General features: G+C 75.6%; 23 protein-coding genes and 1 riboswitch. Of the genes, 14 read left to right on the top strand and 9 right to left on the bottom strand.

The window, feature by feature from the left end; translation table 11 throughout:
- The first annotated feature begins 11 nt into the window (after positions 1–11).
- The 5 genes from BLP29_RS12215 to BLP29_RS21035 are packed head-to-tail and all read left to right on the top strand — an operon-like array spanning position 12 to position 5928.
- Complete coding sequence (locus BLP29_RS12215) at positions 12–524, top strand: hypothetical protein (RefSeq protein WP_092804609.1); 513 nt, start codon at positions 12–14, stop codon at positions 522–524.
- Between the two features lie 25 nt (positions 525–549).
- Complete coding sequence (hrpB, locus tag BLP29_RS12210; RefSeq protein WP_207798450.1) at positions 550–2994, top strand: ATP-dependent helicase HrpB; 2445 nt, start codon at positions 550–552, stop codon at positions 2992–2994.
- Positions 2995–3042: 48 nt separating this feature from the next.
- Positions 3043–3867: an HpcH/HpaI aldolase/citrate lyase family protein gene (locus BLP29_RS12205; protein WP_243469906.1), complete on the top strand. Its 825-nt coding sequence runs from the start codon at positions 3043–3045 to the stop codon at positions 3865–3867.
- 43 nt (positions 3868–3910) lie between these two features.
- Positions 3911–5758 carry a 4-alpha-glucanotransferase gene (gene malQ, locus BLP29_RS12200; protein ID WP_092804604.1) on the top strand — a complete coding sequence of 616 codons (1848 nt, stop codon included), beginning with the start codon at positions 3911–3913 and terminating at the stop codon, positions 5756–5758.
- Complete coding sequence (locus BLP29_RS21035; RefSeq protein WP_165839367.1) at positions 5758–5928, top strand: hypothetical protein; 171 nt, start codon at positions 5758–5760, stop codon at positions 5926–5928. The genes malQ and BLP29_RS21035 overlap by 1 nt, the downstream gene beginning before the upstream one ends.
- Before the next feature lie 3 nt (positions 5929–5931).
- Here the strand turns inward: BLP29_RS21035 and BLP29_RS12195 are convergent, their stop codons facing one another.
- Complete coding sequence (locus BLP29_RS12195) at positions 5932–7158, bottom strand: MFS transporter (RefSeq protein ID WP_243469905.1); 1227 nt, start codon at positions 7156–7158, stop codon at positions 5932–5934.
- Positions 7159–7251: 93 nt separating this feature from the next.
- On the opposite strand from BLP29_RS12195, the gene BLP29_RS12190 reads away from it, so the two are divergent.
- Both BLP29_RS12190 and BLP29_RS12185 read left to right on the top strand, forming a co-directional pair.
- A complete protein-coding gene (locus tag BLP29_RS12190; protein ID WP_092804601.1) occupies positions 7252–8205 on the top strand; it encodes a WcbI family polysaccharide biosynthesis putative acetyltransferase in 954 nt (317 codons plus the stop codon).
- Positions 8199–8612 carry a hypothetical protein gene (locus BLP29_RS12185; RefSeq protein WP_092804598.1) on the top strand — a complete coding sequence of 138 codons (414 nt, stop codon included), beginning with the start codon at positions 8199–8201 and terminating at the stop codon, positions 8610–8612. The genes BLP29_RS12190 and BLP29_RS12185 overlap by 7 nt, the downstream gene beginning before the upstream one ends.
- On the opposite strand, the gene BLP29_RS12180 is transcribed toward BLP29_RS12185, so the two are convergent.
- Positions 8587–8919: a YnfA family protein gene (locus tag BLP29_RS12180; protein ID WP_092804595.1), complete on the bottom strand. Its 333-nt coding sequence runs from the start codon at positions 8917–8919 to the stop codon at positions 8587–8589. The genes BLP29_RS12185 and BLP29_RS12180 overlap by 26 nt on opposite strands.
- A 7-nt stretch (positions 8920–8926) precedes the next feature.
- Positions 8927–9322 (bottom strand): GntR family transcriptional regulator, encoded by a 396-nt coding sequence (locus BLP29_RS12175; RefSeq protein WP_092804592.1) that lies wholly within the window; start codon positions 9320–9322, stop codon positions 8927–8929.
- Positions 9323–9360: 38 nt separating this feature from the next.
- Here BLP29_RS12175 and BLP29_RS12170 point away from each other — a divergent pair, with 38 nt between their 5' ends.
- The 4 genes from BLP29_RS12170 to BLP29_RS12155 all read left to right on the top strand — a co-directional run bounded on the left by BLP29_RS12170 (position 9361) and on the right by BLP29_RS12155 (position 12067).
- The gene (locus tag BLP29_RS12170) at positions 9361–10200 is read left to right on the top strand and encodes a DUF998 domain-containing protein (protein WP_243469904.1); all 840 of its coding nucleotides are present in this window, start codon (positions 9361–9363) and stop codon (positions 10198–10200) included.
- Positions 10201–10235: 35 nt separating this feature from the next.
- A complete protein-coding gene (locus BLP29_RS12165; RefSeq protein WP_133379142.1) occupies positions 10236–10919 on the top strand; it encodes a (2Fe-2S)-binding protein in 684 nt (227 codons plus the stop codon).
- A gap of 62 nt (positions 10920–10981) precedes the next feature.
- Positions 10982–11096, top strand: a riboswitch (cobalamin riboswitch).
- Positions 11097–11117: 21 nt separating this feature from the next.
- A complete protein-coding gene (locus BLP29_RS12160; RefSeq protein ID WP_092804585.1) occupies positions 11118–11318 on the top strand; it encodes a CbtB-domain containing protein in 201 nt (66 codons plus the stop codon).
- On the top strand, positions 11318–12067 hold the full coding sequence (locus BLP29_RS12155; RefSeq protein WP_092804582.1) for a CbtA family protein: 750 nt from the start codon (positions 11318–11320) through the stop codon (positions 12065–12067). Before BLP29_RS12160 ends, BLP29_RS12155 begins: the two co-directional genes overlap by 1 nt.
- 17 nt (positions 12068–12084) lie before the next feature.
- On the opposite strand, the gene BLP29_RS12150 is transcribed toward BLP29_RS12155, so the two are convergent.
- Positions 12085–13971, bottom strand: coding sequence for a helix-turn-helix domain-containing protein (locus tag BLP29_RS12150; protein WP_243469903.1), 1887 nt, complete (start codon positions 13969–13971; stop codon positions 12085–12087).
- Positions 13972–14179: 208 nt separating this feature from the next.
- Between BLP29_RS12150 and BLP29_RS12145 the strand changes: the two genes are divergently transcribed.
- Positions 14180–15160, top strand: a complete 981-nt coding sequence (locus BLP29_RS12145) for an oxamate carbamoyltransferase subunit AllH family protein (protein WP_092804576.1) — start codon at positions 14180–14182, stop codon at positions 15158–15160.
- A gap of 33 nt (positions 15161–15193) precedes the next feature.
- Here BLP29_RS12145 and BLP29_RS12140 read toward each other — a convergent pair whose 3' ends face one another.
- From BLP29_RS12140 to BLP29_RS12120, 5 genes are read right to left on the bottom strand one after another with little or no spacing between them, the layout of a single operon-like run.
- A complete protein-coding gene (locus tag BLP29_RS12140; protein ID WP_092804573.1) occupies positions 15194–16363 on the bottom strand; it encodes an alpha/beta hydrolase family protein in 1170 nt (389 codons plus the stop codon).
- Positions 16364–16374: 11 nt separating this feature from the next.
- Complete coding sequence (locus BLP29_RS12135) at positions 16375–17337, bottom strand: fumarylacetoacetate hydrolase family protein (protein ID WP_092804570.1); 963 nt, start codon at positions 17335–17337, stop codon at positions 16375–16377.
- A complete protein-coding gene (locus tag BLP29_RS12130) occupies positions 17337–18275 on the bottom strand; it encodes a VOC family protein (RefSeq protein WP_092804567.1) in 939 nt (312 codons plus the stop codon). Before BLP29_RS12130 ends, BLP29_RS12135 begins: the two co-directional genes overlap by 1 nt.
- A 12-nt stretch (positions 18276–18287) precedes the next feature.
- On the bottom strand, positions 18288–19418 hold the full coding sequence (locus BLP29_RS12125; protein ID WP_092804564.1) for an FAD-dependent monooxygenase: 1131 nt from the start codon (positions 19416–19418) through the stop codon (positions 18288–18290).
- Positions 19419–19430: 12 nt separating this feature from the next.
- A complete protein-coding gene (locus BLP29_RS12120) occupies positions 19431–20408 on the bottom strand; it encodes a cyclase family protein (protein ID WP_243469902.1) in 978 nt (325 codons plus the stop codon).
- Positions 20409–20513: 105 nt separating this feature from the next.
- Between BLP29_RS12120 and BLP29_RS12115 the strand changes: the two genes are divergently transcribed.
- Positions 20514–21434: a LysR family transcriptional regulator gene (locus BLP29_RS12115; protein WP_092804925.1), complete on the top strand. Its 921-nt coding sequence runs from the start codon at positions 20514–20516 to the stop codon at positions 21432–21434.
- Between the two features lie 124 nt (positions 21435–21558).
- Positions 21559–22788, top strand: coding sequence for an MFS transporter (locus tag BLP29_RS12110; protein ID WP_243469901.1), 1230 nt, complete (start codon positions 21559–21561; stop codon positions 22786–22788).
- Positions 22789–22879: the final 91 nt, after the last annotated feature.

Below are 22879 nucleotides of genomic sequence, written 5' to 3'. Positions count from 1 at the left end.
AGCGGCTGTGGGTGCCCGCGGCGACCCGGCCGGGGATGATCACCGACGTGCAGCCCTTCCTGTCCGCCCGCGACTGGCGGGTGACCAAGCCACCGGACAGGTCCTACCTCTCGCTGCTGGACGGCTCCGGCGCCGAGCGGGCCCGGGTGCACGGCCTCGGCCGGATGCGGGTGCATCCCCGCGCCCGGCAGGTGGTGGAGGTGCAGCTGCCCGACGGGTCGACCACCACCCTGCGCAACGGCCTGCGCCGGTGGGGCACGCGGCGGGCCCGCACCCGCGGGTCGCTGCCGCTGGGTGGGGCCCGCTACGAGTTCGAGCACCGCACCTCGAGGCGGGCCCGGGTGCTGGGCGACGGCGTCTGGATCGCCACCGCGCACCGGGAGATCCGCGGCCCGGCGGTCGAGCTGCGCGCCGTCCTGTCCCCCGACGACGAGCTCGCCTGCGCGCTGTTCGCGCACGTGCTGGGGCCGGGCCGGGGCAGCGTGCTCGGCGCGCTCGCCGAGGGCATGGCCGGCGGGTCCTGATCCCGCCGACGGGCAGACTGGCCGGGTGCTGCCCCGCGACGTCGACCTGCCGGTGCGGGCGGTGCTGCCCGAGCTCACGGCCGCACTGGACGCGCACGGCAGTGCCGTGCTGGTGGCGCCCCCGGGCACCGGCAAGACGACGCTGGTGCCGCTGGCCCTCGCCGGGGAGGCCCGGGTGCTGGTCGCCGAGCCGCGGCGGGTGGCCGCCCGCGCTGCCGCCCGGCGGATGGCCTCGCTGCTCGGCGAGGACGTCGGGCAGCGGGTCGGCTACAGCGTGCGCGGCGACTCCCGCCGGTCGGCCGCCACCCGCGTCGAGGTGGTCACCACCGGCCTGCTGCTGCGCCGGCTGCAGGCCGACCCCGAGCTGCCCGGGGTCGACGTCGTCGTCCTCGACGAGGTGCACGAGCGGCACACCGACACCGACCTCGCGCTCGCGTTCACCCTCGACGTCCGGGCGGCGTTGCGGCCCGAGCTGCGGCTGCTGGCCATGTCGGCGACCGCCCAGGCCGAGCGGCTGGCCGCGCTGCTGGGCGGCGCGCCCGTGGTCGAGGCGACCGGCGCGCTGTTCGACGTCGAGACCGTGTGGTGCCCGCCGTCGCCGCCGGTGCAGCCCCCGCTGGGCACCCGGGTGGACCCCCGGCTGCTCGACGCGGTGGCCGACACCGTGCGCCGGGCCCTGGCCGAGACCGAGCACGACGTGCTGGTGTTCCTGCCCGGCGCCGCCGAGATCGGCGGGGTGCAGCGCCGTCTGGGTGGGCTGGACGTCGACGTGCGCCCGCTGCACGGCCGGCTGCCCACCGCCGAGCAGGACGCCGCGCTGACCGCCGGGCCACGGCGCCGGGTGGTGCTGGCCACCGACGTCGCCGAGTCCAGCCTGACGGTGCCCGGCGTCCGGGTGGTCGTCGACGCCGGCCTGGCCCGCACCCCGCGGGTCGACCTGTCCCGCGGGCTGGGCGCCCTGGTCACCGTGCCGGCGTCGCAGGCCGCGGCGACCCAGCGGGCCGGTCGGGCCGGGCGCGAGGGCCCCGGCCGGGTCTACCGGCTGTGGTCGGCGACCGAGCACGCCCGCCGACCCGCCGCCCCCGAACCGGAGATGGCCACCGCCGACCTCACCCAGGTCGCCCTCGAGCTGGCCACCTGGGGCGCCCCCGGCGGGGCCGGCCTGGCGCTGCTGGACCCACCGCCGACCGCCGCGATGACCGTCGCCGACCAGACGCTGCGCACCCTCGGCGCCGTCGACGACGCCGGCCGGGTCACCGGGCGCGGACGCCGGCTGACCGGTGTCGGCGCCCACCCGCGGCTGGCCCGCGCCCTGCTCGACGGCGCCCCGCTGGTCGGCCGCCGCCGGGCCGCTGAGGTGGTGGCCCTGCTGTCGGCCGACAGCAGCCCGCGCTCGGACGACCTGGCGGCCGCCCTGCGGGAGGCCCGGGGTGGTCGGGACTCGGGTGCATGGCGCGACGAGGTGGCCCGACTCGAGCGCGCCGTGCCCGACGCCCGTCGGACCGGCATCCCCGACGACACCGCTGCCGGTCTGGTCACCGCGCTGGCCCACCCCGAGTGGCTGGCCCGGCGCCGGCCGCGCACCGAGCGCACCTACCTGCTGGCCGCCGGCACCGGCGCCGAGCTGCCCCCGGGGACGGCGCTGGCGGGTGCCGAGTGGATCGCGGTCGCCGCGGCCGACCGGGCGCCGGGACGGCGGGACGCCCGCGTCCGGCTCGCGGTCGCCGTGGACCAGGTCACCGCCCTGGAGGTCGGCGACCACACCGACGGCCCCGAGGTCGTGTGGCGCGACGGCGACGTGCGAGCAGCCCGCGTCGAGCGGCTGGGCGCGATCGTGCTCACCGAGCGGCCGCTGCCCGACCCCGACCCCGCGCTGGTCGCCGCCGCCGTCGCCGAGGGCCTGCGCACCGAGGGCCTGGACCTGCTGCGCTGGACGCCGGCCGCCACCTCGCTGCGGCAGCGCCTGGCCGCAGCAGCCGCCGGGCTGGGCGAGCCCTGGCCGGCCGTCGACGACCAGGCCCTGCGCGCCGCGCTGGGCGCCACCCCCCAGGTGCAGGCGGCCCGCAGCCGCGCCGACCTGCGACGGCTGGACGTGGTGGCCGCGTTGCGGGCGCTGGTGCCGTGGCAGGTCGCCGGGACGCTGGACGACGTCGTCCCGGAGAAGGTCACCGTGCCCGGCGGCACCGGGCACCGGGTGGACTACACGAACCCCGAGAGCCCCACGGCGTCCATGCGGGTGCAGGAGGCCTTCGGCTGGGCGGACACCCCGGTGGTCGCCGGGCGGCCGCTGCGGCTCGAGCTGCTCTCCCCCGCCCGCCGCGTGGTCGCCACGACCGGCGACCTGGCCGGGTTCTGGACCACCGGCTACCCCGCCGTCCGCAGCGAGCTGCGCGGCCGCTACCCCCGCCACCCGTGGCCCGAGGACCCGGCCGCCGCGGTGCCGACTCGCCGGGCGAAGCCCCGGGGATGAGTCACACCGCGGCGCCGAGGATGATGACCGGCCGTGCAGAGACGACACGTGGAAGCCGACATCTCCCGCTCCTGGCTGCTGGTCAACGGCGCCCGGGGACACGCCGAGTTCGACGAGAAGCTGGCGTCGCGGGCCGACCAGGTGATCCTCGACATCGAGGACGCCGTCGACCCCAAGGCCAAGCCCGACGCCCGCGCCTCGGTGGTCGACTACCTGTCGACGCAGCGCGACCGCCAGGCCTGGGTGCGGATCAACGACCACTCCACCCCGTTCTGGGCCGACGACGTCGCCGCGCTGGCCGGCCTCCCGGGCCTGGCCGGCGTGATGCTGGCCAAGACCGAGGCCGCCGAGCACGTCACCGAGACCTACGACCGCCTCGGCGGTGCCACCCGGGTGCTCGCGCTGGTCGAGTCCGCGCTGGGCATCGAGGAGGCCGTGCACATCGCCAAGGCCCGCGGGGCCTTCCGGTTGGCCTTCGGGTCGGGTGACTACCGCCGCGACACCGGCACCGCCGCCGACGACCTCGCCATGGCCTACCCGCGCTCGCGCCTGGTCGTGGGCAGCCGCGTCGGTGGCCTGCCCGGCCCGATCGACGGACCGACGGTCGGCTCCAGCCACGGCGTGCTGCGCGAGGCCACCGAGGTCACCGTCTCCCTGGGCCTCACCGGCAAGCTCTGCCTGGACACCGACCAGCTGCCGGTGATCAACGAGGTCATCTCGCCCACGCCGTCCGACGTCGCCTGGGCCACCGACTTCCTGGCCGACTTCGACGCCCGCGGCCAGGTCATCCGCGACGGCAGCGACCTGCCCCGTCTCGGCCGGGCCCGCAAGATCATGAACCTGGCGACGGCGTTCGGCGTGCAGCCCGCCTGACGCCCGGGGTGCTCACCGCCCCGCGAGCCCCGAGGATGGGGCGGTGAGCACAGACCGCTGGGGGATCGACGACAGCTGGCTCGACGCGCTCGACACCGAGCACACCGTCGACCGGGCGACCATCGAGCGGCTGCGCGAGGTCATCGGCGAGCCGCCGGCCGACCTCGAGGACACCGCCCCGATCGTGGCCGTCCCCGGCGACGTGCTGGAGGTCGACCGCGCACTGGTGGTCTGCGAGGACGGCACCAGCGTCGACGTCGACGGCGAGCTGCCCGAGGACATGCCGCTGGGCTACCACCGCCTCCGCACGCCGGACGGCCGGGACCGGCTGCTCGTGGTGCACCCGGGCCGCTGCTTCCTGCCCGAGCAGCGCAGCTGGGGCTGGGCCGTACAGCTCTACGCCGCCCGCGGCACCGGGTCGGCCGGCATCGGCGACCTCGCCGACCTGCGCACCGTCCGCGAGCTGGCCGAGTCGCAGGGCGCCGGCTTCGTGCTGGTCAACCCGCTGCACGCCGTGGGGCCCGGCCCCGAGCAGGAGGACAGCCCCTACCTGCCGGCCACCCGCCGCTTCCGCAACCCGGTCTACCTGCGCCTGGACGACGTCCCCGGCGTGCAGCTCACCGACGACGACCGGGCCCGCGCCGCCGAGCTCAACGGGGCCGAGCTGGTCGACCGCGACCCGATCTGGGCGTTCAAGCGGGCCGTGCTGCAGCGCACCTTCGACGCCGACCCCTCCCCGGAGGGCTTCCGCGACTGGTGGTGGCACCAGGGCCAGCAGCTGCAGGACTGGGCCAACTGGGCCGCGATCGCCGACGAGCACGGGGCGAACTGGCCCGACTGGCCGGCCGACCTGCGCGACCCGCGCTCGGACGCCGTCCGGGCGTGGTCGACCGACCACGAGCCGCAGGTGGCCTTCCACGCCTGGCTGCAGTGGTTGCTCGACGGCCAGCTGGCCGCCGCCACCGGCGACCTCACGGTGATCCAGGACCTCCCCATCGGCGTCTCCGGCGGCGGCGCCGACGCGTGGGCCTGGCAGGACGTGCTCGCCGAGGGCGTCAGCGTGGGCGCACCGCCCGACGCGTTCAACGCCAAGGGCCAGGACTGGGGCTCCCCGCCGCTGGTGCCGTGGCGGCTGCGGGCGGCGGACTACGCACCCTTCGTCGAGTCGATCCGGGCGACGATGGCCGGCGCCGGCGGCCTGCGCATCGACCACGTGATGGGGCTGTTCCGGCTGTGGTGGGTGCCCGGCGGCGACCCCGTGCAGGGCGCCTACGTGCGCTACCCGGCCGAGGACCTGCTCGGCATCGTCGCGCTGGAGAGCCACCGCGCGCAGGCCGTCGTCGTCGGCGAGGACCTCGGCACGGTCGAGGACGGCGTCCGCGAGGCCATGGCCGAGCACGGCGTGCTCTCCTACCGCCTGCTGTGGTTCGAGGACGACGCCCCCGCCGACTGGCCGGCCGCCGCCATGGGCGCGATCACCACCCACGACCTGCCGACCGTGGCGGGGCTGTGGACCGGGTCCGACGTCGCCGAGCAGGTCGAGCTGGGCACCGGCGAGGCCGACCAGCTGGAGCGCGACCGCCAGCAGCTGCTGGCCCACCTCACCGACCACCCCGCCGGACCCACGAAGCGCATGGGCGTGGCCAAGGCCGTCGAGCGGGCGCACGCGCTGCTGGCGACCGCCCCCTGCCTGCTGCTGTCGGCGACGCTCGACGACGCCCTCGGGGTGGAGCGGCGACCCAACGTGCCCGGTGCGATGGAGCGGCCCAACTGGCGGCTGCCGCTGCCGGTGCCGGTCGACCAGCTGGCGGGGCACCCCGGCGTCCGGGCCACGGCGAAGGCGCTCGGCGGGGACGTTTCGGGCCCGCCACGCCGGGTCACCGGTGGATGATGACCAGCCCCCAGGACGAGACCACCCCCACCGTCGACGACGTCATGGTGCCCACCGAGAACGTCTCGGCCGACCACCACGAGCACGCCAAGGACCCGCACCCCTCGCAGGAGAACCTCGAGGCCCGCACCCAGCACGAGCGCGAGCTGGTCGACTCCGACGACGCCTGATGCTCAGCGGCGGGCCGGGTCCAACGACCTGGTCCGCCCGAGCACCACGGTGAGCAGCAAGGCGGCGACGCACAGCCCGCCGGACAATGCGGCGACCGCCGGCCACCCGGCGCCCTGCCAGGCCTGCCCCGCCAGCGTGCCGCCCACCGACGAGCCGACGTAGTACCAGAACGAGTAGAGCGAGGCGGCCTGGCCGACCGGGCGACCACCGAGCGCCGCCCGGGCCGCCACCCAGCCGCTGGCCACCGAGTGCGCGGCGAAGAACCCGACGGTGAACACGCACAGCCCCAGCACGAAGCACCACAGCGGCCCCAGCAGGGTCAGCGCGATGCCGGCCCCGGTGACCACGACGGCCAGCGGCACGACCAGCCGTCGGCTGAACCGGTCGGCCAGCCAGCCCGCCGTGGGCGAGCTGGCCGAGCCCAGCAGGTAGGAGAGGAACACCAGCGAGGCCAGCGACGGCGTCAGGTCGTAGGGCGGCGACTCCAGCCGGAAGGTGCCGGCGTTGTAGACCGCCACGTTGGCGGCCATCAAGAAAGCCGCGAAGGCGTACAGGGCCAGCAGCGCCGGGTCGGTGAACGCGCTGCCCAGCGAGCGCAGCAGCGACCCCGAGCGGTCCACCGGCACGAAGCGGCGGGGCGCCGGCAGCAGCACCCGGACGGCGACCGCACACGCGACGCCCAGCACGGCCACCCCGCCCAGGGCCACGCGCCACCCGCCGAGGTCGGTGAGGAAACCGCCCAGGACCCGGCCGGTGAGCCCCCCGATCGCGTTGCCCGCGATGAACAGCCCGATCGCCCGGGAGGTCACCGAGGGGTGCAGCTCCTCGCGCAGGTAGGCCACGGCCACGGCCGACAGCCCGGCCAGCGCGAAGCCCTGCAGGGCGCGCAGCACCAGCAGCACGGGCCAGGTGGGGGCCAGCGCGATGCCCACCGCGAGCAGCGCCGACGCGGCCAGGCTCAGCTGCAGGATCCCGGTGCGGCCCCGCCGGTCGGACAGCGGACCCAGCACCAGCAGCCCCACGGCCAGGGAGACCGTCGACACCGAGATCGCCAGCGTCGAGCCGGCCGGGGTGACCTCGAAGGCCCGGGTGAGCTCGGGCAGCAGGGCCTGCGGCTCGTAGAGCATCGCGAAGACCGCGACGCCGGACAGGAAGATCGCCAGCGACACCCGGCGCAGACCCGGCTCGCCCGCCCGGTGGCCGACGGGGAGGGCGGCGACGGCGGACACGGGTCCCACCCTGCGGCAGCGCCGGGTCCGCTGGCCAGCCGGGGTCGCCCATCTCACCCTGCCGCCGCCGCGGCGAGGTCCCAGGCTGGACCCATGACCGACGCGCAGGTGGAGACCCCGGTACCCGAGCACCTGCGGCGCTGGCACGAGCTGGACCCGGCCGCCGTCGAGCCCGGCACGGTCGGGTTCGTGTGGGGCAACTGCCAGGCCGAGTCGATCCGCCGCATGGTCGCCCCGGCCGGCGCCGAGCACGGCGTCGAGTTCGTGCGGCTCCCCCCGGTGTTCGAGATGGACGAGGCCGAGGTGGGCCGGCTGCACGAGCTGGTGGGCCTGGCCGGGGTCCTGGTCACCCAGCCGGTCAAGGACGAGTACCGGGTGCCCGGCTGCGGCAGCGAGCAGCTGGTCGCGCTGCTGCCCTCCGACGCCCGCGTGGTACGGGTGCCCACCACCTACTACGAGGGCCTGTTCCCCTGGCAGGTGCACGCCCACGACGCCGACGGCGCCCGCGTGGACGCCCCGCTCACCGACTACCACGACCTCCGGCTGCTGCACGCCGCCGTCCAGGGGTGGGACGTCGACCGGGCGGTCGCGGCGGTCGAGGCGACCCGACCCGACCCCGACGCCGTGCGGGACCTCGCCGCCCGGTCGCAGGCCGAGCTGCGCCGGCGCAACGCCGCCCTGGACGTCGACACCACCGACGCTGTGGTCGCCGGGGGCGCCGAGGCCATGTGGACGGTCAACCACCCCGCCAACGCCACGCTGCGCGAGGTGGGCACCGGTGTGCTGGCCACGCTCGGGTGGGCCGGGGAACCCGCGGTGCCCGGGCACCAGATGCTGGGCAACGCCAAGGCCCCCCTCGACGCCGCCGTGCTCGACGCGCTGGGGCTGGACCCGGCCGCCGCACGCGACCGGTGGGTGCTCGCCGGGCGCGAGGTGCCGTGGGCCGAGGTCGCCGGGCCGCAGCTCGCGCTCTACGCCGACCGCCCGGACGTCGCCCGTCGTGCGGTGGACCGGTACGCCGACCGCCTCTCGGCCCTGCGGTGCTGACCCGGGACGACGTCGCCTGCTGGGTGCTGAAGTCGGCCGTGCTGCCCGGTGAGGTCGACCCCGACTGGCAGCCGCGCACGGAGGTCGAGACCACCCGGTGCGTGCGGCGGACCTACCGGGTGGACCTGGTGACGCCCGGGGACCCGGTGCTGCTGTGGTGCAGCGGACGGGTGGCGCCGGGGGTGCACGCGGTCGGCACGGTGGTGGACACCGACCCGGGCGGGGCCGACGTCGTCGTCCGGTGGACCCGGCTGGCCGACCCGGTGCCGCGCGGTGCGCTGCTGTCCGACCCGGTCGCCCGGGACGCCGAGGTGCTGCGCATGCCGGCCGGCAGCAACCCCTCGTGGCTCTCCCCCGCGCAGTGGGCGGCGGTGCAGGCGCTCATCCCGAGCGCGGGGCGTACATGATCAGCGCGACGCCGACCAGGCAGACCACCGCCCCGGCGACGTCCCAGCGGTCGGGCCGGAAGCCGTCGGCCACCGCGCCCCACACCAGCGACCCGACGATGAACACCCCGCCGTAGGCCGCCAGCACCCGGCCGAACTCCGCCGAGGGCTGCAGCGCGGCCGCGAACCCGTAGAGGCCCAGCGCGACCACCCCGGCGCCGGCCCACAGCCAACCGCGGTGCTCGCGCACCCCCTGCCACACCAGCCAGGCACCCCCGATCTCCAGCAGCGCCGCGAGCACGAACAGCGCGACCGATCGGGCGCTCACCGGGCGTTCACCGCGTGTCCGTGAGGGCGGCGTGCACCACGGCCAGCACGGTGTCGTCGTCCAGGCCGTCCTCGCGGGCAGCGGTGACCAGCCGGTTGGCCGCAGCGCGCAGACGGGCCCGGGCGGGGTCGCCCGACCCGCCGGTCACCACCGTGCCGGCCCGGCCACGGCCCTCGACCAGACCGTCGGTCTCCAGCTCGGTGTAGGCCCGGGCCACCGTGCCCGGGGCGACCCCGAGCTGCTCGGCGAACCCGCGCACGGTCGGCAACCGGTCGCCCTCGACCAGCTCGCCGGTGTGCACGAGCTCGGCCAGCTGGGCGCGCAGCTGCTCGTAGGGCGGGGTGCCGTTGCCCGGCTCCACCACGACCCGCCGGGCCAGGTCCGATCCGGCATCAGCACTCATGCGCGCCAGTCTCCCCCGGGCTGGGACCATGGTTCCCCGTGAGCGATGCGACGACCGACCCCGATGCCACCCCCGGCACCACCCTGAGCCGCACCCGGTACCTGCTGGGCGCGCTGGCGTGGGTGCTGACGCTGCAGTTCTTCGTGGTCGAGGCGGTCGCGGTGGCCCGGTTCGGCGGCTACAGCCGGGTGGACCAGGCGATCAGCGACCTGGGCACCGCCCTGTCCCCCGCCGCCGGGCCCATGAACGCCTCCTTCGTCACCCAGGGCGTGCTGATCGCCCTGGGCGCGGCCCTGCTGTACCCGGCGCTCATCGGGCTGGGCGGCCGGCTCGCGCTGGTCCTGCTGTCGGCCGCCGGCGTCGGTGTGGTGCTGGTCGGGGTCTTCCCCGAGGACAGCGGCGGTGCCACCCACACCGTCGGCGCCGTCCTGTACCTGCTCGGCAGCGGCCTCGGGTTGATCGCCCTGGCCTACGGCGTGCGGCCCCGCTCGGAGGCGGTGGGCACCCTGCTCGCCCTGCTCGGTCTGGTCGGCGTCATCGGCACCATCTTCTTCGGCACCGGTGTCACCCAGTTCCTGGGCTACGGCGGCATGGAACGCCTGGGCGCCTACGTGCTGCCCGTCGGGCTCGCCGTCGCCGCCGTCCTGCTGTGGCGCCAGGGCGACGACTGGCGGGTCGAGCTGCCCGAGGGCGCCGACGCCCCGCTGACCAAGCGGCAGCGGCGCGAGCTGGAGAAGGCCGAGGCCTTCGACCGGGCCCGGGCCCGGGACGAAGCGCTGGAGGCGCACGCCAACAAGCAGCAGGCCGCCGGGACGACGAACGACGACGACGAGCCCTTCGACGAGGAGGCCGCCTGGCGGACCCCGCGCCAGCGGTGATCGCCCCCACCGGCGGCGGGTGGCAGGCTCGGGTCGTGCCCCCCGTCGACGCCGTGCTCCGGGCGGCTGCGCAGCTCGGGCCCTTCTGCGCGGTGGACGCCGACGCCGGGCCCGGAGCGGTGGACCTCGCCGACGGTCGGCGACTGCTGGACACCCGGGCCGCCGCCGTGTCCGCCGTCCTCGGGCCGGCCGCGGGGTCGCGGGAGGTGCAGTCGCTGGTGCACCTGGGGGTGGTCGCCCGCGTGCTGTCCCCCGCCCTCGGCGCCGCGCTGGTCACCGGGGTGCTGCCGGTGCCGGGCACCGTCGTGCTGCAGCCGGCCGGGTCCAACCCGGTGCCCATGGCCTGGTCCGGCGTGCACGGGGTGGCGGTCGGCACGCCCGAGGACGTCGCCGCCGCCCTCGTCGAGCACTGGCTGGGTCCGCTCGTGGGGCCGTGGAGCGAGGCCGTGGCCACCCGGTCGGTCTCCCGCCGGGTGCTCACCGGCAACGTGGTGTCGGCGCTCAACGGCACCGCCGTGGTCGTCGGCGGGGCACGCCCGGACCTCGCACCGCACGCCCGGGCCGTGCTCGACGCGCTGCTGGCCCGCGGGCCGCTGTCCGGCACCGGCGGGTGGCGGCCCGACGGCGGCTTCGCCCGGCGCTCGTGCTGCCTGCTGCACCGCCTGCCCGGCGCCCGGCCCTGCGCCGACTGCGTGCTGGTGCCCCCGCTGGCGCGCTGACCTGCGCACTCTGCCTGCGCAGCTGCGCACCTTCGACGTTGGTGGACCGGGGCCGGCGGCCGTAGCTTGCGCACAGCTGCGGTGCAGGGAAGCCGGTGGGAGTCCGGTGCGGTCCTCGCCACCGTGACCGGCGATGCGTGCCGGGAGCCGGACACCGGCCGCGGCCCACCCCACGAGGCATGGACGGAAGGACACCCGATGACCTCTGCGCAGCACACCCGCACCCGCACCGCACCCGCGATCGCCGTCCCCGCTTGGGCCTGGGCGCTCGCCCTGCTGGCGCTGTTCGCCCTGTACCTGGTCGCCCAGGACGACGGGGCCGTGCTGGCCTCGGCCGGGGACCTCGCCCACGAGTTCTTCCACGACGCCCGGCACTCGCTGGGCATGCCGTGCCACTGATGGCCACCGCCGTCGAGGACCGCGCGGAGACCGCACCGCGCTTCGCCCCGCTGCTGGGGCGCTTCGCCCTCGCCGGTGTCGTGGCGGGGGCCGCGTCGGGCCTGTGGGCCCTGGTCGTCACCGAGCGGGCCATCGCGCCCGCGCTGGCGTTGGAGGAGGCACGCGGGAGCGGCCACGACCACGGCCACGAGGAACTGGTCAGCCGCTCCACCCAGCTGGTCGGCGGGTTCCTCGGCACCGTCTTCGCGGCGGTCGTGTTCTCCGTCGTGGTCGCTGCCGTCTACGCCGCCGTGCGGCACCGCCTGCCCGGCCGCACCGACGCGGGCCGAGCCGCGGTACTGGCCGCGATCGGGTTCGGCGTGTTCGCGCTGCTGCCGGCGGTGAAGATGCCGGCCAACCCGCCCGCGGTCGGCGACCCCGGCACGGTGGGCACCCGCACCGCCATCTACATCGCGGTGCTGGGGGCGGGCGTGGTGACCGCGTTGCTGGTGTCGGCGATGGTCGGCACGCTGCGGGCCCGCGGTCTGCACCCCTCCGCCGTCGCGGCGGCGGGGGTGCTGGCCACGGTCGCCCTGGTGGCGGCCACCGTGCTCCTGGTGCCGGACAACCCCGACGCGATCGGCGCCGACGTGCCGGCCGCGGTGGTGTGGGACTTCCGGCTGGCCTCGCTCGGCCAGCTCGCGGTGCTGTGGACCACGCTCGGCCTCACCGCCGGGTACCTGGTCGACCGGCTGGCCCGCCGCGGCTGACCCGGGGGCCCTGTCCCTCAGCGGGACAGGGCCTCCAGGCCGTCGTCGGTGAACGGCAGGCCGTGGGCCTCGACCGGCGGCCGGTGCGCCTGGTCCAGGCCGCGCATGCGGGCGGCGTGCAGGGCGAGCAGCAGGTTCAGCCGCAGCGTGGGGTCGGACGTGAAGGGCCCGAGCATGCGCTCGAGCTTGCCGATGCGGTAGCGCATCGTGTTGTAGTGGAAGTGCAGCCGGCGCGCGGACTCGGCCACGTTGAGGTTGGTCTCCAGCAGCACGCGCAGGGTGTCGCGCAGGTCGGCGGAGTCGGGGTCGGCGGCGTCGGCCAGCGAGCCCAGCACCTCGTCGACGTAGGAGCGCAGCTCGGAGCTGTCGGGGATCAGCGACAGCAGCCGGAAGACGCCGAGCTGGTCGAAGTGGGTGACGGTCGCCTCGCCGTGGATCTCCTGCCCCACCTGCAGTGCCCGCTGCGCCTGCTGGTGGGCCTCCCCCAGCCCGGACAGCACCTGGGCCGGCCGGCCGATGCCGGTGGCCAGCACCCGGCCCACCCGGCGCAGGCGGGCGTTGACCCGGCCGGTGACCGCGGCGACCAGCGAGGTGAGCTCCTCGGGCGTGCGGCCGTCCAGCGGCAGCACGGTGACGATCTCGGTGGACAACCCGGCGACGGCGGCCCCGGCCACCTCGCCGTCGATCGCGGCCCGCCAGCCGTCGGCCAGCCGGTCGAGGACGTCGAGGGCGCGCGTGGGGTCCAGGACGGCGTCGGCGACGGTCTCGGTGGCGGTGACCAGGACGACCACGGGCCCGTCGAGCCGCCACCCGAACGACCGGGTGTAGGCCAGCGCGCGCTCGGTGTGCCCGACGGCACCGCTGACCAGCCGGCGCACCATGTCGCCCTGGAAGCGCAGCTCGACCGAGTGCACGGCCTGGTGGCGGATCTCCGAGAGGGCCGCGATCACCGCCCCGCGCTCGAGGACGGCGCCGGCGCCCACCAGCATCGGGCCGCGGCGGTTGACCGCCACCAGCCAGCCGTGCCGCTGGTCGCCGGCCATGATCGGCGCGACCGCGTACTCGCCGACCCCACCGGGCAGCTCGTGGTGGCCGGGGACGAGCAGGATGCCGTCGGCCGGGGACAGGTCGGCGTCGGCGAGCACGTCGGCCGGGGTGACGATGGCCTGGTCGGCGCGGTTCTCCGACAACCGGCGGGCGGTGGGCAGGTCGCTCCAGGCGTCGTCGGCGGCGGCGTCGAGCAGCCAGAGCCAGTCGCGCACCTCGGCGACGTCGTCGGGCGGCCCGGCGCTGGTCGCGATCTCGCGGTCGGGGCCCAGCCCCAGCACGGCGGCGCCGTCGAGGAAGGTGGCCGCCTGCGCCGTGACCTCGGCCAGCCCGCCGCCGGTGAGCGCGACGTCGATGAACTGGTTGTGCATGCGGTCGGCCAGGCTCAGCGCCTGGGACTGCTTGGCGACGATGGCGCCGAACACCTCGGCGACCACGAGGTCGAGCCGGGAGGTGCGCGGCAGCGCCACGACCGGGAACCCGCGCCGGTCGGCCTCGTAGCGCACCTCGGCGGGCACCGCGGGCGGGCCGTCGGCGTCGCGGTAGGCCAGCGCCGCCGTGCCCAGCGCGGTGAGCCGCTCGATGAGCGCCCGGCACTGCGCCGGGTCGGCCGGCGGGAGCCGGGCACCGAGCACGACGAGGACGTCGGGCCCCGCGCCGGCCAGCGGGTCGGCGGGGTCGTCGACGACCACCTGCCGGACGACCCGCCCGGCGCCGGCGGACCCCGCGACGAGGGTGCCGTCGGTGAGCGCGAGCAGCTGGGTGACCGACAGCCCCATGCTGTCCTCCAGCGCCGTGCGCTCGGTCGGGGCGACCCGGGAGAGGGCGGGCTCGGACCGGGCCGGAGCCTGACGCAACGGAGTGGTGCGAGCACCGTCCGCAGTTCCTGTCACCGAGGAATCGCGCTCAGTCACGTTCTTGTCCCCCATGTCGATCTCTTCCCCGCCGTTCCGCCCCGATCATGTCAGAGCTGCCCGGTCGGTGCTGCACATTCTTGGCTAGATCCGCCATACGGAGCCCGTCGACGCGCCGCCTAGGTTCGGGAGTGGATCCAGGGGAGGACCGATGCGCACCGCAGGACCGCCGCACACCGCCGTCGAGCACGGCCACGCCCGGCTGGGGGTGCCCACCATCCCGCTCCCCCGGGACGCGGCACGCGCCGCCCACCGCAGCGTCCGCCCGCCGGCTGCCCCGGGCCCCTCGGTGCCCGCCGCCGCCAGCACCGGCGTCGCCGAGCTGCTGCGCGGACCGGCCCGCCCGGCCACCGTGCTGCTGTCGGTCCCGGCGGCGGTCTACCTCACCGTGCCCACGACGCAGGGCGTCGAGGTGGTCGGGGTGCTCACCGCCGACGCCGCCCGCCTGCCGCTGGGTCTCGTGCTGTCCCGCCGGGCCAACGGCCGCCCCCTGGTCAACGCACCCTCGGGGGCACCGGCCACCGTGGGCGGCGGCCGGGTCTGCGTGGGTGACCTGTCGGTCTCCGCGGCCGCCTGGTGGGACCCGCGGCCACGGCTCCCCGGGGTGACCCCGAGCCTGCTCCCCGAGGGCGTGCGCACGCTGCGCACCGCCCTGTACGGCGACGCCCCGCACAGCGGCTTCACCCTCGCCGGGCTGCCCGGCGGGCCCAGCGGTCCGCTGGCGGCCCTGCGCGGCGCCGTCCGGCGGGCCGACCTCGAGGCCGCCCTGCGCACCGCCACCCGCCTGGTCGGCCTGGGCCCCGGGCTCACCCCGGCCGGCGACGACGTGCTGGCCGGCTGCGTCGCCGGTCTCGTGCTGCTGGGTCACCCGGCCGCCGAGCGGTTCGGCGCCGGCGTGCACGCCCTGGCCGCCGGCCGCACCACCGAGCTGTCCCGGGCCCTGCTCAAGCACGCGGCCCTCGGCCAGGTGAGCGGTGAGTTCGCCGCCGTCGTCCGGGCGCTGGTCGGGCAGGGCGACCTGGACGGCGCAATCACCACCCTGCTGGCCACCGGGTCCACCAGCGGCCGGGCCATGACCCTCGGGCTCTGCACCGCCATCGACCTCGCCGAGCGGACCACCCGCACCCGGTGACGGCTGCGGGTGGCCCACCCGACGCAGCAGCGGTCAGCCCAGCTCGGCGAAGGTGTCGGCGACCCAGTCGGCGACGAACACGCTGACGTGCGGCAGGTGGTCCAGCCCGATGTGCTCGGTGGCCCCCTCCTCCGGGGTGAACACCCGCAGCTCGCGCTTCGGGGAGTTGACCGCCTGCTCGTAGGAGCGGTGGGCGTACTCCAGCGGGATCTGCCGGTCGTCAGCCCCGTGCGCGACCAGGAAAGGCACGGTGATCTGCTCGACCACCCCGTTCAGGTGCACGCCGTCGGCGAAGTCGAGGAAGGCGTCGAGGTGGTGCTCGTCGCCCTCGATGCCCCACACCCACAGCACGTGCGACCAGTAGTGCGGCACCGGGCGCTCGCCCTCGCGCAGGGCCCGCCGACGCTGCACCGCACCCCAGTCGTGATTCGCCCCCCAGGCGACGCAGAGCGCGAAGCGCTTCTCGAAGGCGGCCGCCCGCGGGGAGAAGTAACCGCCCAGCGACCAGCCGACGATGCCGATCCTCGCGGTGTCGACGTCGGCCCGGGTCTCCAGCCAGTCCACCGCCGCGCCGGCCCACACCTCGGTGTCGATGCGCGCGGTGATGCCCTGCAGGCGCAGCGACTCACCCGTGCCGGGCTGGTCGAGCATGAGGCAGGAGATCCCCCGCTCGGCGAGCTCCAGCCAGTGGTTGGAGGAGTACATGTGCTCCTTGGTGGAGTCCAGCCCGTTGACCAGCACGACCACGGGTGCGGGGCCGTCGTCGGTGGCCGGGGCGGCGCTGAAGTAGGCCGGCAGCGTGGTGCCCTCGTAGGGGATCTCGACCCGCGACACCCGGGGGCTGTGGGTGGCGAAGGCCCGCTCGGCGATCTCGGTGACCCGGCGGTAGGTGGGCACCCGGTCGGGGCTGGTGTGCGCCAGCATCCGCTCGGCCTGGCACAGGTAGTTGGTCGCCCGGAACCAGAGCTGCCCGGCGGTGCGGGTGTGGCCCGCCTTCTCCGCCACCTCGGCCTGCTCGACCAGCTGGTCGGTCAGCGCCGTCCAGGCCCGCAGGAAGTCCTGGGTGCCGGCGTCCTCACCCTGCTGCGCGGCGTCCTTGATCGGCCGGCAGGCGCGGTCGACCTCGTCGATCAGGCCGCCGGAGTTCAGCGTCGCGACGACGCCCAGGTTCCAGACGTAGTTGCCCGGGAAGTACTCGAACACGTGCGTTCCTCTCAGCTGCGGGTGCGGGCACGCGAACGCGTGCGCGCGGGGGCGACGGGCGGCAGGTCGATGCCGGCCACGACGCGGTTGGCGATGGTGCCGATGCCCTCGACGGTCATCTCGACGACGTCGCCGGGCTGCAGCGGCGGCGGGGTGCGGGACCCGTTGCGGCCCCACAGCTCGCCCAGGCAGCCGCCGTTGCCGCAGGTGCCCGAGCCGAGCACGTCCCCGGCCCGGACGACGGTGCCCCGGCTGGCGTAGGCGACGAGCTCCTCGAAGGGCCAGCCCATGTTGGACAGCAGGTCCTGGCCCACCAGCTCGCCGTTGACCCACACCCGCATGTCCAGGGCCAGGAAGCCCTCGGCGTCGCGGTAGGGCTCCAGCTCGTCGGCGGTGACCAGCCACGGGCCCAGCGTCGTCGCGGAGTCCTTGCCCTTGGCCGGGCCGAGGCTGACCTTCATCTCGCGGGCCTGCAGGTCGCGGGCCGACCAGTCGTTGAGCACCGTGTAGCCGAACACGTGGTCGCGGGCGGCCTCCGGGCTCAGCGAGGCGCCGTCCCGGCCGACGACCACGGCGACCTCGAGCTCGAAGTCCAGCAGCTGGCAGCCCGGCGGGACGGCGACGTCGTCGTGGGCGCCGACGACGGCGTAGGGGTTGGTGAAGTAGAAGGTGGGTGCCTGGTACCACTCGGGCACCACACCGCCCCCGGCGCCGACGCCCTTCACGACGCCCTCGACGTGCTCCTCGAACGCGACGAAGTCGCGCACGGTCGGTGGCTGCAGCGGCGGCAGCAGCCGGACGTCGGCCAGCGGCAGCGCGGGGGCCTCCAGGGCCTGCTCCCCCGCGGCCAGCGCGGTGGCCAGGCCCGAGCGCACGAGCTCGAGCACGGTCGTGCCGGGGATGCCGTGCACGCCGGCGTCGGAGACGACGCCGGCGGACACCTCGCCCTGGTGCTCCCAGGTGGCGAACCTCATCAGACGGGAGGGGCGACGAAGAGACCCTTGTCGGGGTCGTTGAACGACTTCGCGGCGACGAACTCGTTCATCGCGTTCGCGGTGCCCCACTGGTCGCTGACCTCGGGGATCGTGAAGTCGTAGAGCGAGGGGTGCCAGGTGTCCTCGTCGACGAGGTCGAGCTCGGTCGTGTACTCGACGGTGTTGCCGTGCGGGTCGAGGAAGTAGGAGAACGTGTTGTTGCCGGCCATGTGCCGGCCCGGGCCCCAGATCTTCTCCACGCCCGCGCGCAGCGCCCGGCCGGTGCCGCGCATGTACTCGTCGATGCCGCGCAGCTCGAACGATGCGTGGTGCAGCGAGGCGTGCGGGCCGCGGGCCACCGCCATGCTGTGGTGCCAGGCGTTGGTGCGCAGGAAATACATCATGTTGCCCATCCGCGGGTGCATCAGGGTGTCCGACAGCGCGAAGCCGAAGTGCTGCTCGTAGAAGGCCACCGTCTTCTCCGGCTCGGCGGAGTTGAGCACCACGTGCGACAGGCGGACCGGGATCGACTCGCCCTCCTCGATCCTGCGGTGCTCGCGGACGGCGACGTCGGCGGAGACCTCGACGGTGCGGCCCTCGACGTCGAAGAACCGGAAGCCGTAGCCCTCACCGGGGGTCTGCAGGTCGGTGGGCTCGTGCACCAGCTGCACACCGGCGGTGGCCATCTGCGCGGCCAGGGTGTCGACGTCGGCCCGGTTCGCGGCACCGAAGGAGATCAGGTCGATGCGCTTGTCGGTGGCCTCGCGCAGCCGCACCACGTACTGCTCGGGGCTGCCCTCGGCGGCCAGGAAGGACAGGCCGCTGTCGGTGGTCTCCTCCTTCAGGCCCCAGGTGCCGGTGAAGAACTCCTTCTGCTTCGCGAGGTCGGGGACGGCGAGGTCGATGTGCCGCAGGTGGGTGATGAGGCGTTCGGTCACTGTCTTCTCCTGTTACGCGGGCTGGCTGACGACGGTGGCGACCCCGCGCATGAGCGACGCGACGTCGCCCTGCACGTGGTCGAGCTGCCACTGGGCGAGCTGGTTGGAGGCGTCGACGACGGTGCGGGCCCGTTCGACGCGGCGGTCGTGGAAGGCGTCCCAGAGCTCGGCGTCGAGCGCGTCGCGCTCGACGAGCAGCTGTCCGAGGACGGCGGCGTCCTCCAGCGCCTGCGCGCCGCCCTGGGCCACGGTGGGCGGGCAGGTGTGCGCGGCGTCGCCGATCACGACGACCCGGCCGCGGTTCCAGGGCGCGGGCAGCAGGTGGGTCTCGAACCACGTGTAGTTGACCCGCGACGGGTCGGTGAGCGACTCGCGGATCTCGTCCCACGGCCCGTGGTAGGCCTCCGACAGCTGCCGCATGGTGGCCAGCTGCTCCTCCGGCGTCAGGGTCGAGCGGTCCTGGGCGTCCTCGACGACGTAGGCGTAGATCGAGTCCTCGCCCGTGGGGCAGTAGCCGGCGATGTAGCAGGGACCGCCGTAGATCAGGTCGGTGCGGGTGACGCTGGCCGGCCGGGGCCCGAACGCCCGCCAGATGCCCATGCCGGTGGACTTGGTCTCCAGCTCGATGCCGATCATGCGACGGGTCCACGAGCGGACGCCGTCGGCGCCGACCACCAGGTCGTAGCGGCCCGAGGAGCCGTCGGAGAACGTGACGTCGACGCCGTCCTCGTCCTGGACCAGGTCGGTCGTGGTGGTGGCGTAGCGCAGCTTCACCCCCACCTCGGCGGCCTTGTCGTGCAGCAGCCCGGCGAGGTCGGGGCGGGTCATGCCCATGGCCGCCGGGTAGTCCGGACCGCCGGTCCTGGCGTCGGGGACTGCGAACAGCTCGGTGCCCATCGGGTCCGGGGCGCGGAAACCGGTGACGTCGAAGGGGTAGCCGCGCTCTCGCGCTGACTCCCAGACGCCGAGGCCGTCGAGCTCCCGCAGGGCGTTGCCCTGCAGCGTGATGCCCGAGCCGAGGGCGTGCACGTCGGGCTTGACCTCGACCAGGTCGACGGCCACGCCGGCGCGGGCCAGCCGGATGGCGACGCCGGCACCGGCCAGGCCACCGCCGACCACCAGGACGTTCTGCACTGCACTCATCGTCGAGCTCTCCTACTTCACTGCGATCGGGGCGACCGGGGCGCCGACCGCACCGGTGACGGGCAGGGGCGCGGCGGCGAGCAGGAACTCGTGGACGCCGTCGACCGCGCAATCGGCGGCCAGCGCCTCGAGGTCCCACATCTCGCCGAGGAACAGGCCCAGGTGCGGGATGGCGACCTGGTGGAACGGCTGGAAGGTGGGCACCGAGAACTCGCTCGGGCGCACCTCGACCCCCCAGGTGTCGGTGGCGACGGCGGCGACGTCGCGCTCGCGCAGCCAGTCCAGGCTGGTGAACGACAGGCCCGGGGACTCCCCGCCGGCGTAGTCGCCCCAGCCGCGACCTTCGGTGATGTCGCGCCGGGCGCGGGCGAGGCGGCCGGTGCGCACGAGCAGCAGGTCGCCGCTGGTGACCTGCACGCCGTGGGCGGCCGCGGTCGCGTCGAGGTGCTCGGGGGTGATGGCGAAGCCGTCGGGCAGCTCGGCGTCCTGCCCGAGGTGACGCGCGACGTCCAGCAGGACGCCGCGGCCGACGAAGCGTCCGGCGGTGGTCTCGATGCCGGTGGTGTTGTCGCCCTCGCTGGTCACGACCGCGCCGGACCGGCGGCCGTTGTAGGCCGTGCCGTGGTCGAAGATGTGGCCCAGGCCGTCCCACTGGGTGGATGCCTGCAGCGGCATGGTGATCATGTCGTCGGCGCCGCCGATGCCGTGCGGGAAGGCGGGGATGCCGGCCTCGGCGTCCAGCCCCGTGCCGAGCATCGCGTGCACCGGGTTGACCCGGCGCAGCCAGCCCTTCTGCGGGCCGTTCGTGTTGAAGTGCTGGGTGAGGTCGAAGCTGGCGCCGGTGCGCACCAGCGCCGCGGCCTGCACGCGCTTGTCCGGGGTCAGCAGGTTCAGGGTGCCGAGCACGTCGTCGGCACCCCAACGGCCCCAGTTGGAGACCCGTCCCGCCGCGGCGGCGATGGTGGCTTCGGGATCCTGCGGGTCGAACACGGGGGCTCCTGTCGTCGGTGACGCGGCCCACTCTCGGCCCTGCGGGGTCATCAGGGAAGCGCCGATCCTTGATGACCGGCATCACCGCGGTGGATGATGCGCGGCGTGCACGTGGCCAACCTCGACCTCAACCTGCTCGTGTCCCTCGATGCGCTGCTGGGTCAGCGCAGCGTCACGAAGGCGGCCCGCCAGCTCGGCCTCTCGCAGCCCGCACTGTCGGCGTCGCTGGCCCGGCTTCGCCGGCACTTCGGCGACGAGCTGCTCGCCCGGGTCGGCAACGAGTACCGGCTGACCCCGCTGGCCGGCCAGCTCCAGCTGCAGGCCCGCCTGGCGCTGGAGTCGGTGCACCGGGTCTTCACCGCCCAGCCGACCTTCGACCCCGCGGAGTCCACGCGGGAGTTCAGCCTCCTGCTGTCGGACTACGGGGTCACGGTGCTCGGCGACACCCTGGCCGCCCTGCTCGACGAGGTCGCCCCGCACGCCCGGCTGCGGCTGGCCCCGCACACCCCCGAGCTGGTCGACCGGGCCGACCAGGCCCTGCTCGCCGTCGACCTGATGCTGCTGCCGATGGGCTTCCTGGCCGACCTGCCGCACGCCGAGCTCTACGCCGACGAGTGGGTGGTCGTCCTCTCCGCCGACCACCCCGAGGTCGACGACGCGGTGACCGTCGACCAGCTGCGCACCCTGCCCTGGGTGTCGGTGTACCACGGGCCGAACGCCTCCACCCCCGCCGCGCGGGTGCTGCGCCAGCGCGGCATCGAGCCCCGGGTGCAGGTGGTCACCGAGAACTTCCTGACCGTGCCCGGCCTCGTCGCCGGCTCGCGCCGGATCTCGTTGCTGCAGCGGCGGCTGGTCGACCTGCTGCCGCTGGACAGCGGGGTGCGCACGCTGTCCTGCCCGCTAGACGTCGGCGGGCTGGTGGAGGCGATGTGGTGGCACCCGGTCTACGAGCGCGACCCCGACCACGTCTTCCTGCGCGACCTCGTGGTGCGCGCCGCCCGGCAGGCGACCACGCCCGTCGGGTGAGGCATCCACCGCACTGATGCACGGGCCTGCGGGATCTATTGGACCGCAGACGTCCCGGATCCCCACACTCCCAGCTCAGTGACGACGGTCACCGATGTCCGTCGCCGAGCACAGGAGAACGCCCGTGTCCCAGACCCTCGACGGCCCCGTCCCCGGCGCGGCCGCCACCGGCCTCGACGCCGCCGACGTCGGCGCCCTGCACCCGGTCACCGGGCGACCCGCCGGCCGCGCGGCCATCGCGGTCCTCATGGCCGCCAGCTGCATGCCGATCCTCGGCGCGGTGCTGCTCTCCCCCGTGCTCCCCACGCTGCAGCGGGCCTTCGCCGGCACCCCGGGGGTCGACGCGCTCGCCCCGCTGGTGCTCACGGCCCCGGCGCTGATGATCGCGCTGCTGGCCCCGATCGCCGGTCGCATCGTCGACGCCGTCGGCCGCAAGCGGCTGCTGGTCGGCGCCCTGGCCGTCTACGCGCTGCTCGGCACCGCGCCGGTGCTGCTGGACTCGCTGCCCGCCGTGCTGGCCACCCGCATCGGGGTCGGCATCACCGAGGCCGCGATCATGACCTGCTGCACCACGCTCACCGCCGACTACTCCGCCGGCTCCCGCCGCGCCAAGCTGTTCGGCCTGCAGACCATCGTCACCACGCTGGCCGCCACCGTCTTCTTCGGCCTGGGCGGCGCGCTGGGCAGCAACGACTGGCGCACCCCGTTCTGGCTGTACCTGGTCGGCCTGCCGCTGGCCGTGCTGGCCGCCGTCCTGGTCTGGACGCCGACCGTGCCCGCCCGGGTGGCCGGCGCGTTGCCGCCGCTGCCGTGGCGCCGCATGCTGGTCCCGCTGGCGGTCAGCCTGGTGGGCGGCGTCGTGTTCTACACCCCGATCGTCGAGCTCTCCTACGTCCTCGACGGCCTGGGCGTCACCGAGACCGCGGCCATCGGCGGCATCGCGGCGCTGGCGTCGCTGGCCACCGCGGCCGGGGCGGCGTCCTTCCCGCGCATCGTGCGACGCGGCCCGGCCTTCCTGCTGCCGCTGGCCTTCGGCCTGGCCGGCGTCGGGCTGGTCGTGATGGGCCTGGCGCCCGCCGTCCCGGTCGCCGTCGTCGGCGCGGTGGTCGCCAGCGCGGGCACCGGCATCATGCTGCCCAGCCTGCTCACCTGGGTGGTCTCGAACCTCTCGCTGGCCGAGCGCGGCCGCGGCACCGGCCGCTGGACCGCGGCGCTGTTCCTGGGTGAGTTCCTGTGCCCGCTGCTGGTCATCGCGCTCTCGGGCGCGCTGTCGGGCATCGCGGTCGCGGTCGCCGTGGTCGGTGGCCTGTCGATCGTGGTGGCCGTCGTCGTGAAGGCGCTGCGCCCCGCCTGACGCCGCAGCTCCTGCGCCCCCCGACGTCGGGGGGCGCAGGCCCTGGACACCCCAGAGCACCCCGGGTTCCCCGACACCGGGGCCGGCTGCG

Source organism: Klenkia marina (assembly GCF_900101025.1).
Classification (GTDB): Bacteria; Actinomycetota; Actinomycetes; order Mycobacteriales; family Geodermatophilaceae; genus Klenkia; species Klenkia marina.
This window is presented reverse-complemented; position numbering and strand designations above follow the sequence as displayed.

What these genes read in the sequence shown, in the direction of transcription:
- BLP29_RS21035 (WP_165839367.1), top strand. Translation starts at nt 5,758, where the DNA reads ATGACCAGCCCCCAGGACGAGACCACCCCCACCGTCGACGACGTCATG.
- BLP29_RS12190 (WP_092804601.1), top strand. Translation starts at nt 7,252, where the DNA reads ATGACCGACGCGCAGGTGGAGACCCCGGTACCCGAGCACCTGCGGCGC.
- BLP29_RS12175 (WP_092804592.1), bottom strand. Translation starts at nt 9,322, where the DNA reads ATGAGTGCTGATGCCGGATCGGACCTGGCCCGGCGGGTCGTGGTGGAG.
- BLP29_RS12160 (WP_092804585.1), top strand. Translation starts at nt 11,118, where the DNA reads ATGACCTCTGCGCAGCACACCCGCACCCGCACCGCACCCGCGATCGCC.
- BLP29_RS12155 (WP_092804582.1), top strand. Translation starts at nt 11,318, where the DNA reads ATGGCCACCGCCGTCGAGGACCGCGCGGAGACCGCACCGCGCTTCGCC.
- BLP29_RS12145 (WP_092804576.1), top strand. Translation starts at nt 14,180, where the DNA reads ATGCGCACCGCAGGACCGCCGCACACCGCCGTCGAGCACGGCCACGCC.
- BLP29_RS12135 (WP_092804570.1), bottom strand. Translation starts at nt 17,337, where the DNA reads ATGAGGTTCGCCACCTGGGAGCACCAGGGCGAGGTGTCCGCCGGCGTC.
- BLP29_RS12125 (WP_092804564.1), bottom strand. Translation starts at nt 19,418, where the DNA reads ATGAGTGCAGTGCAGAACGTCCTGGTGGTCGGCGGTGGCCTGGCCGGT.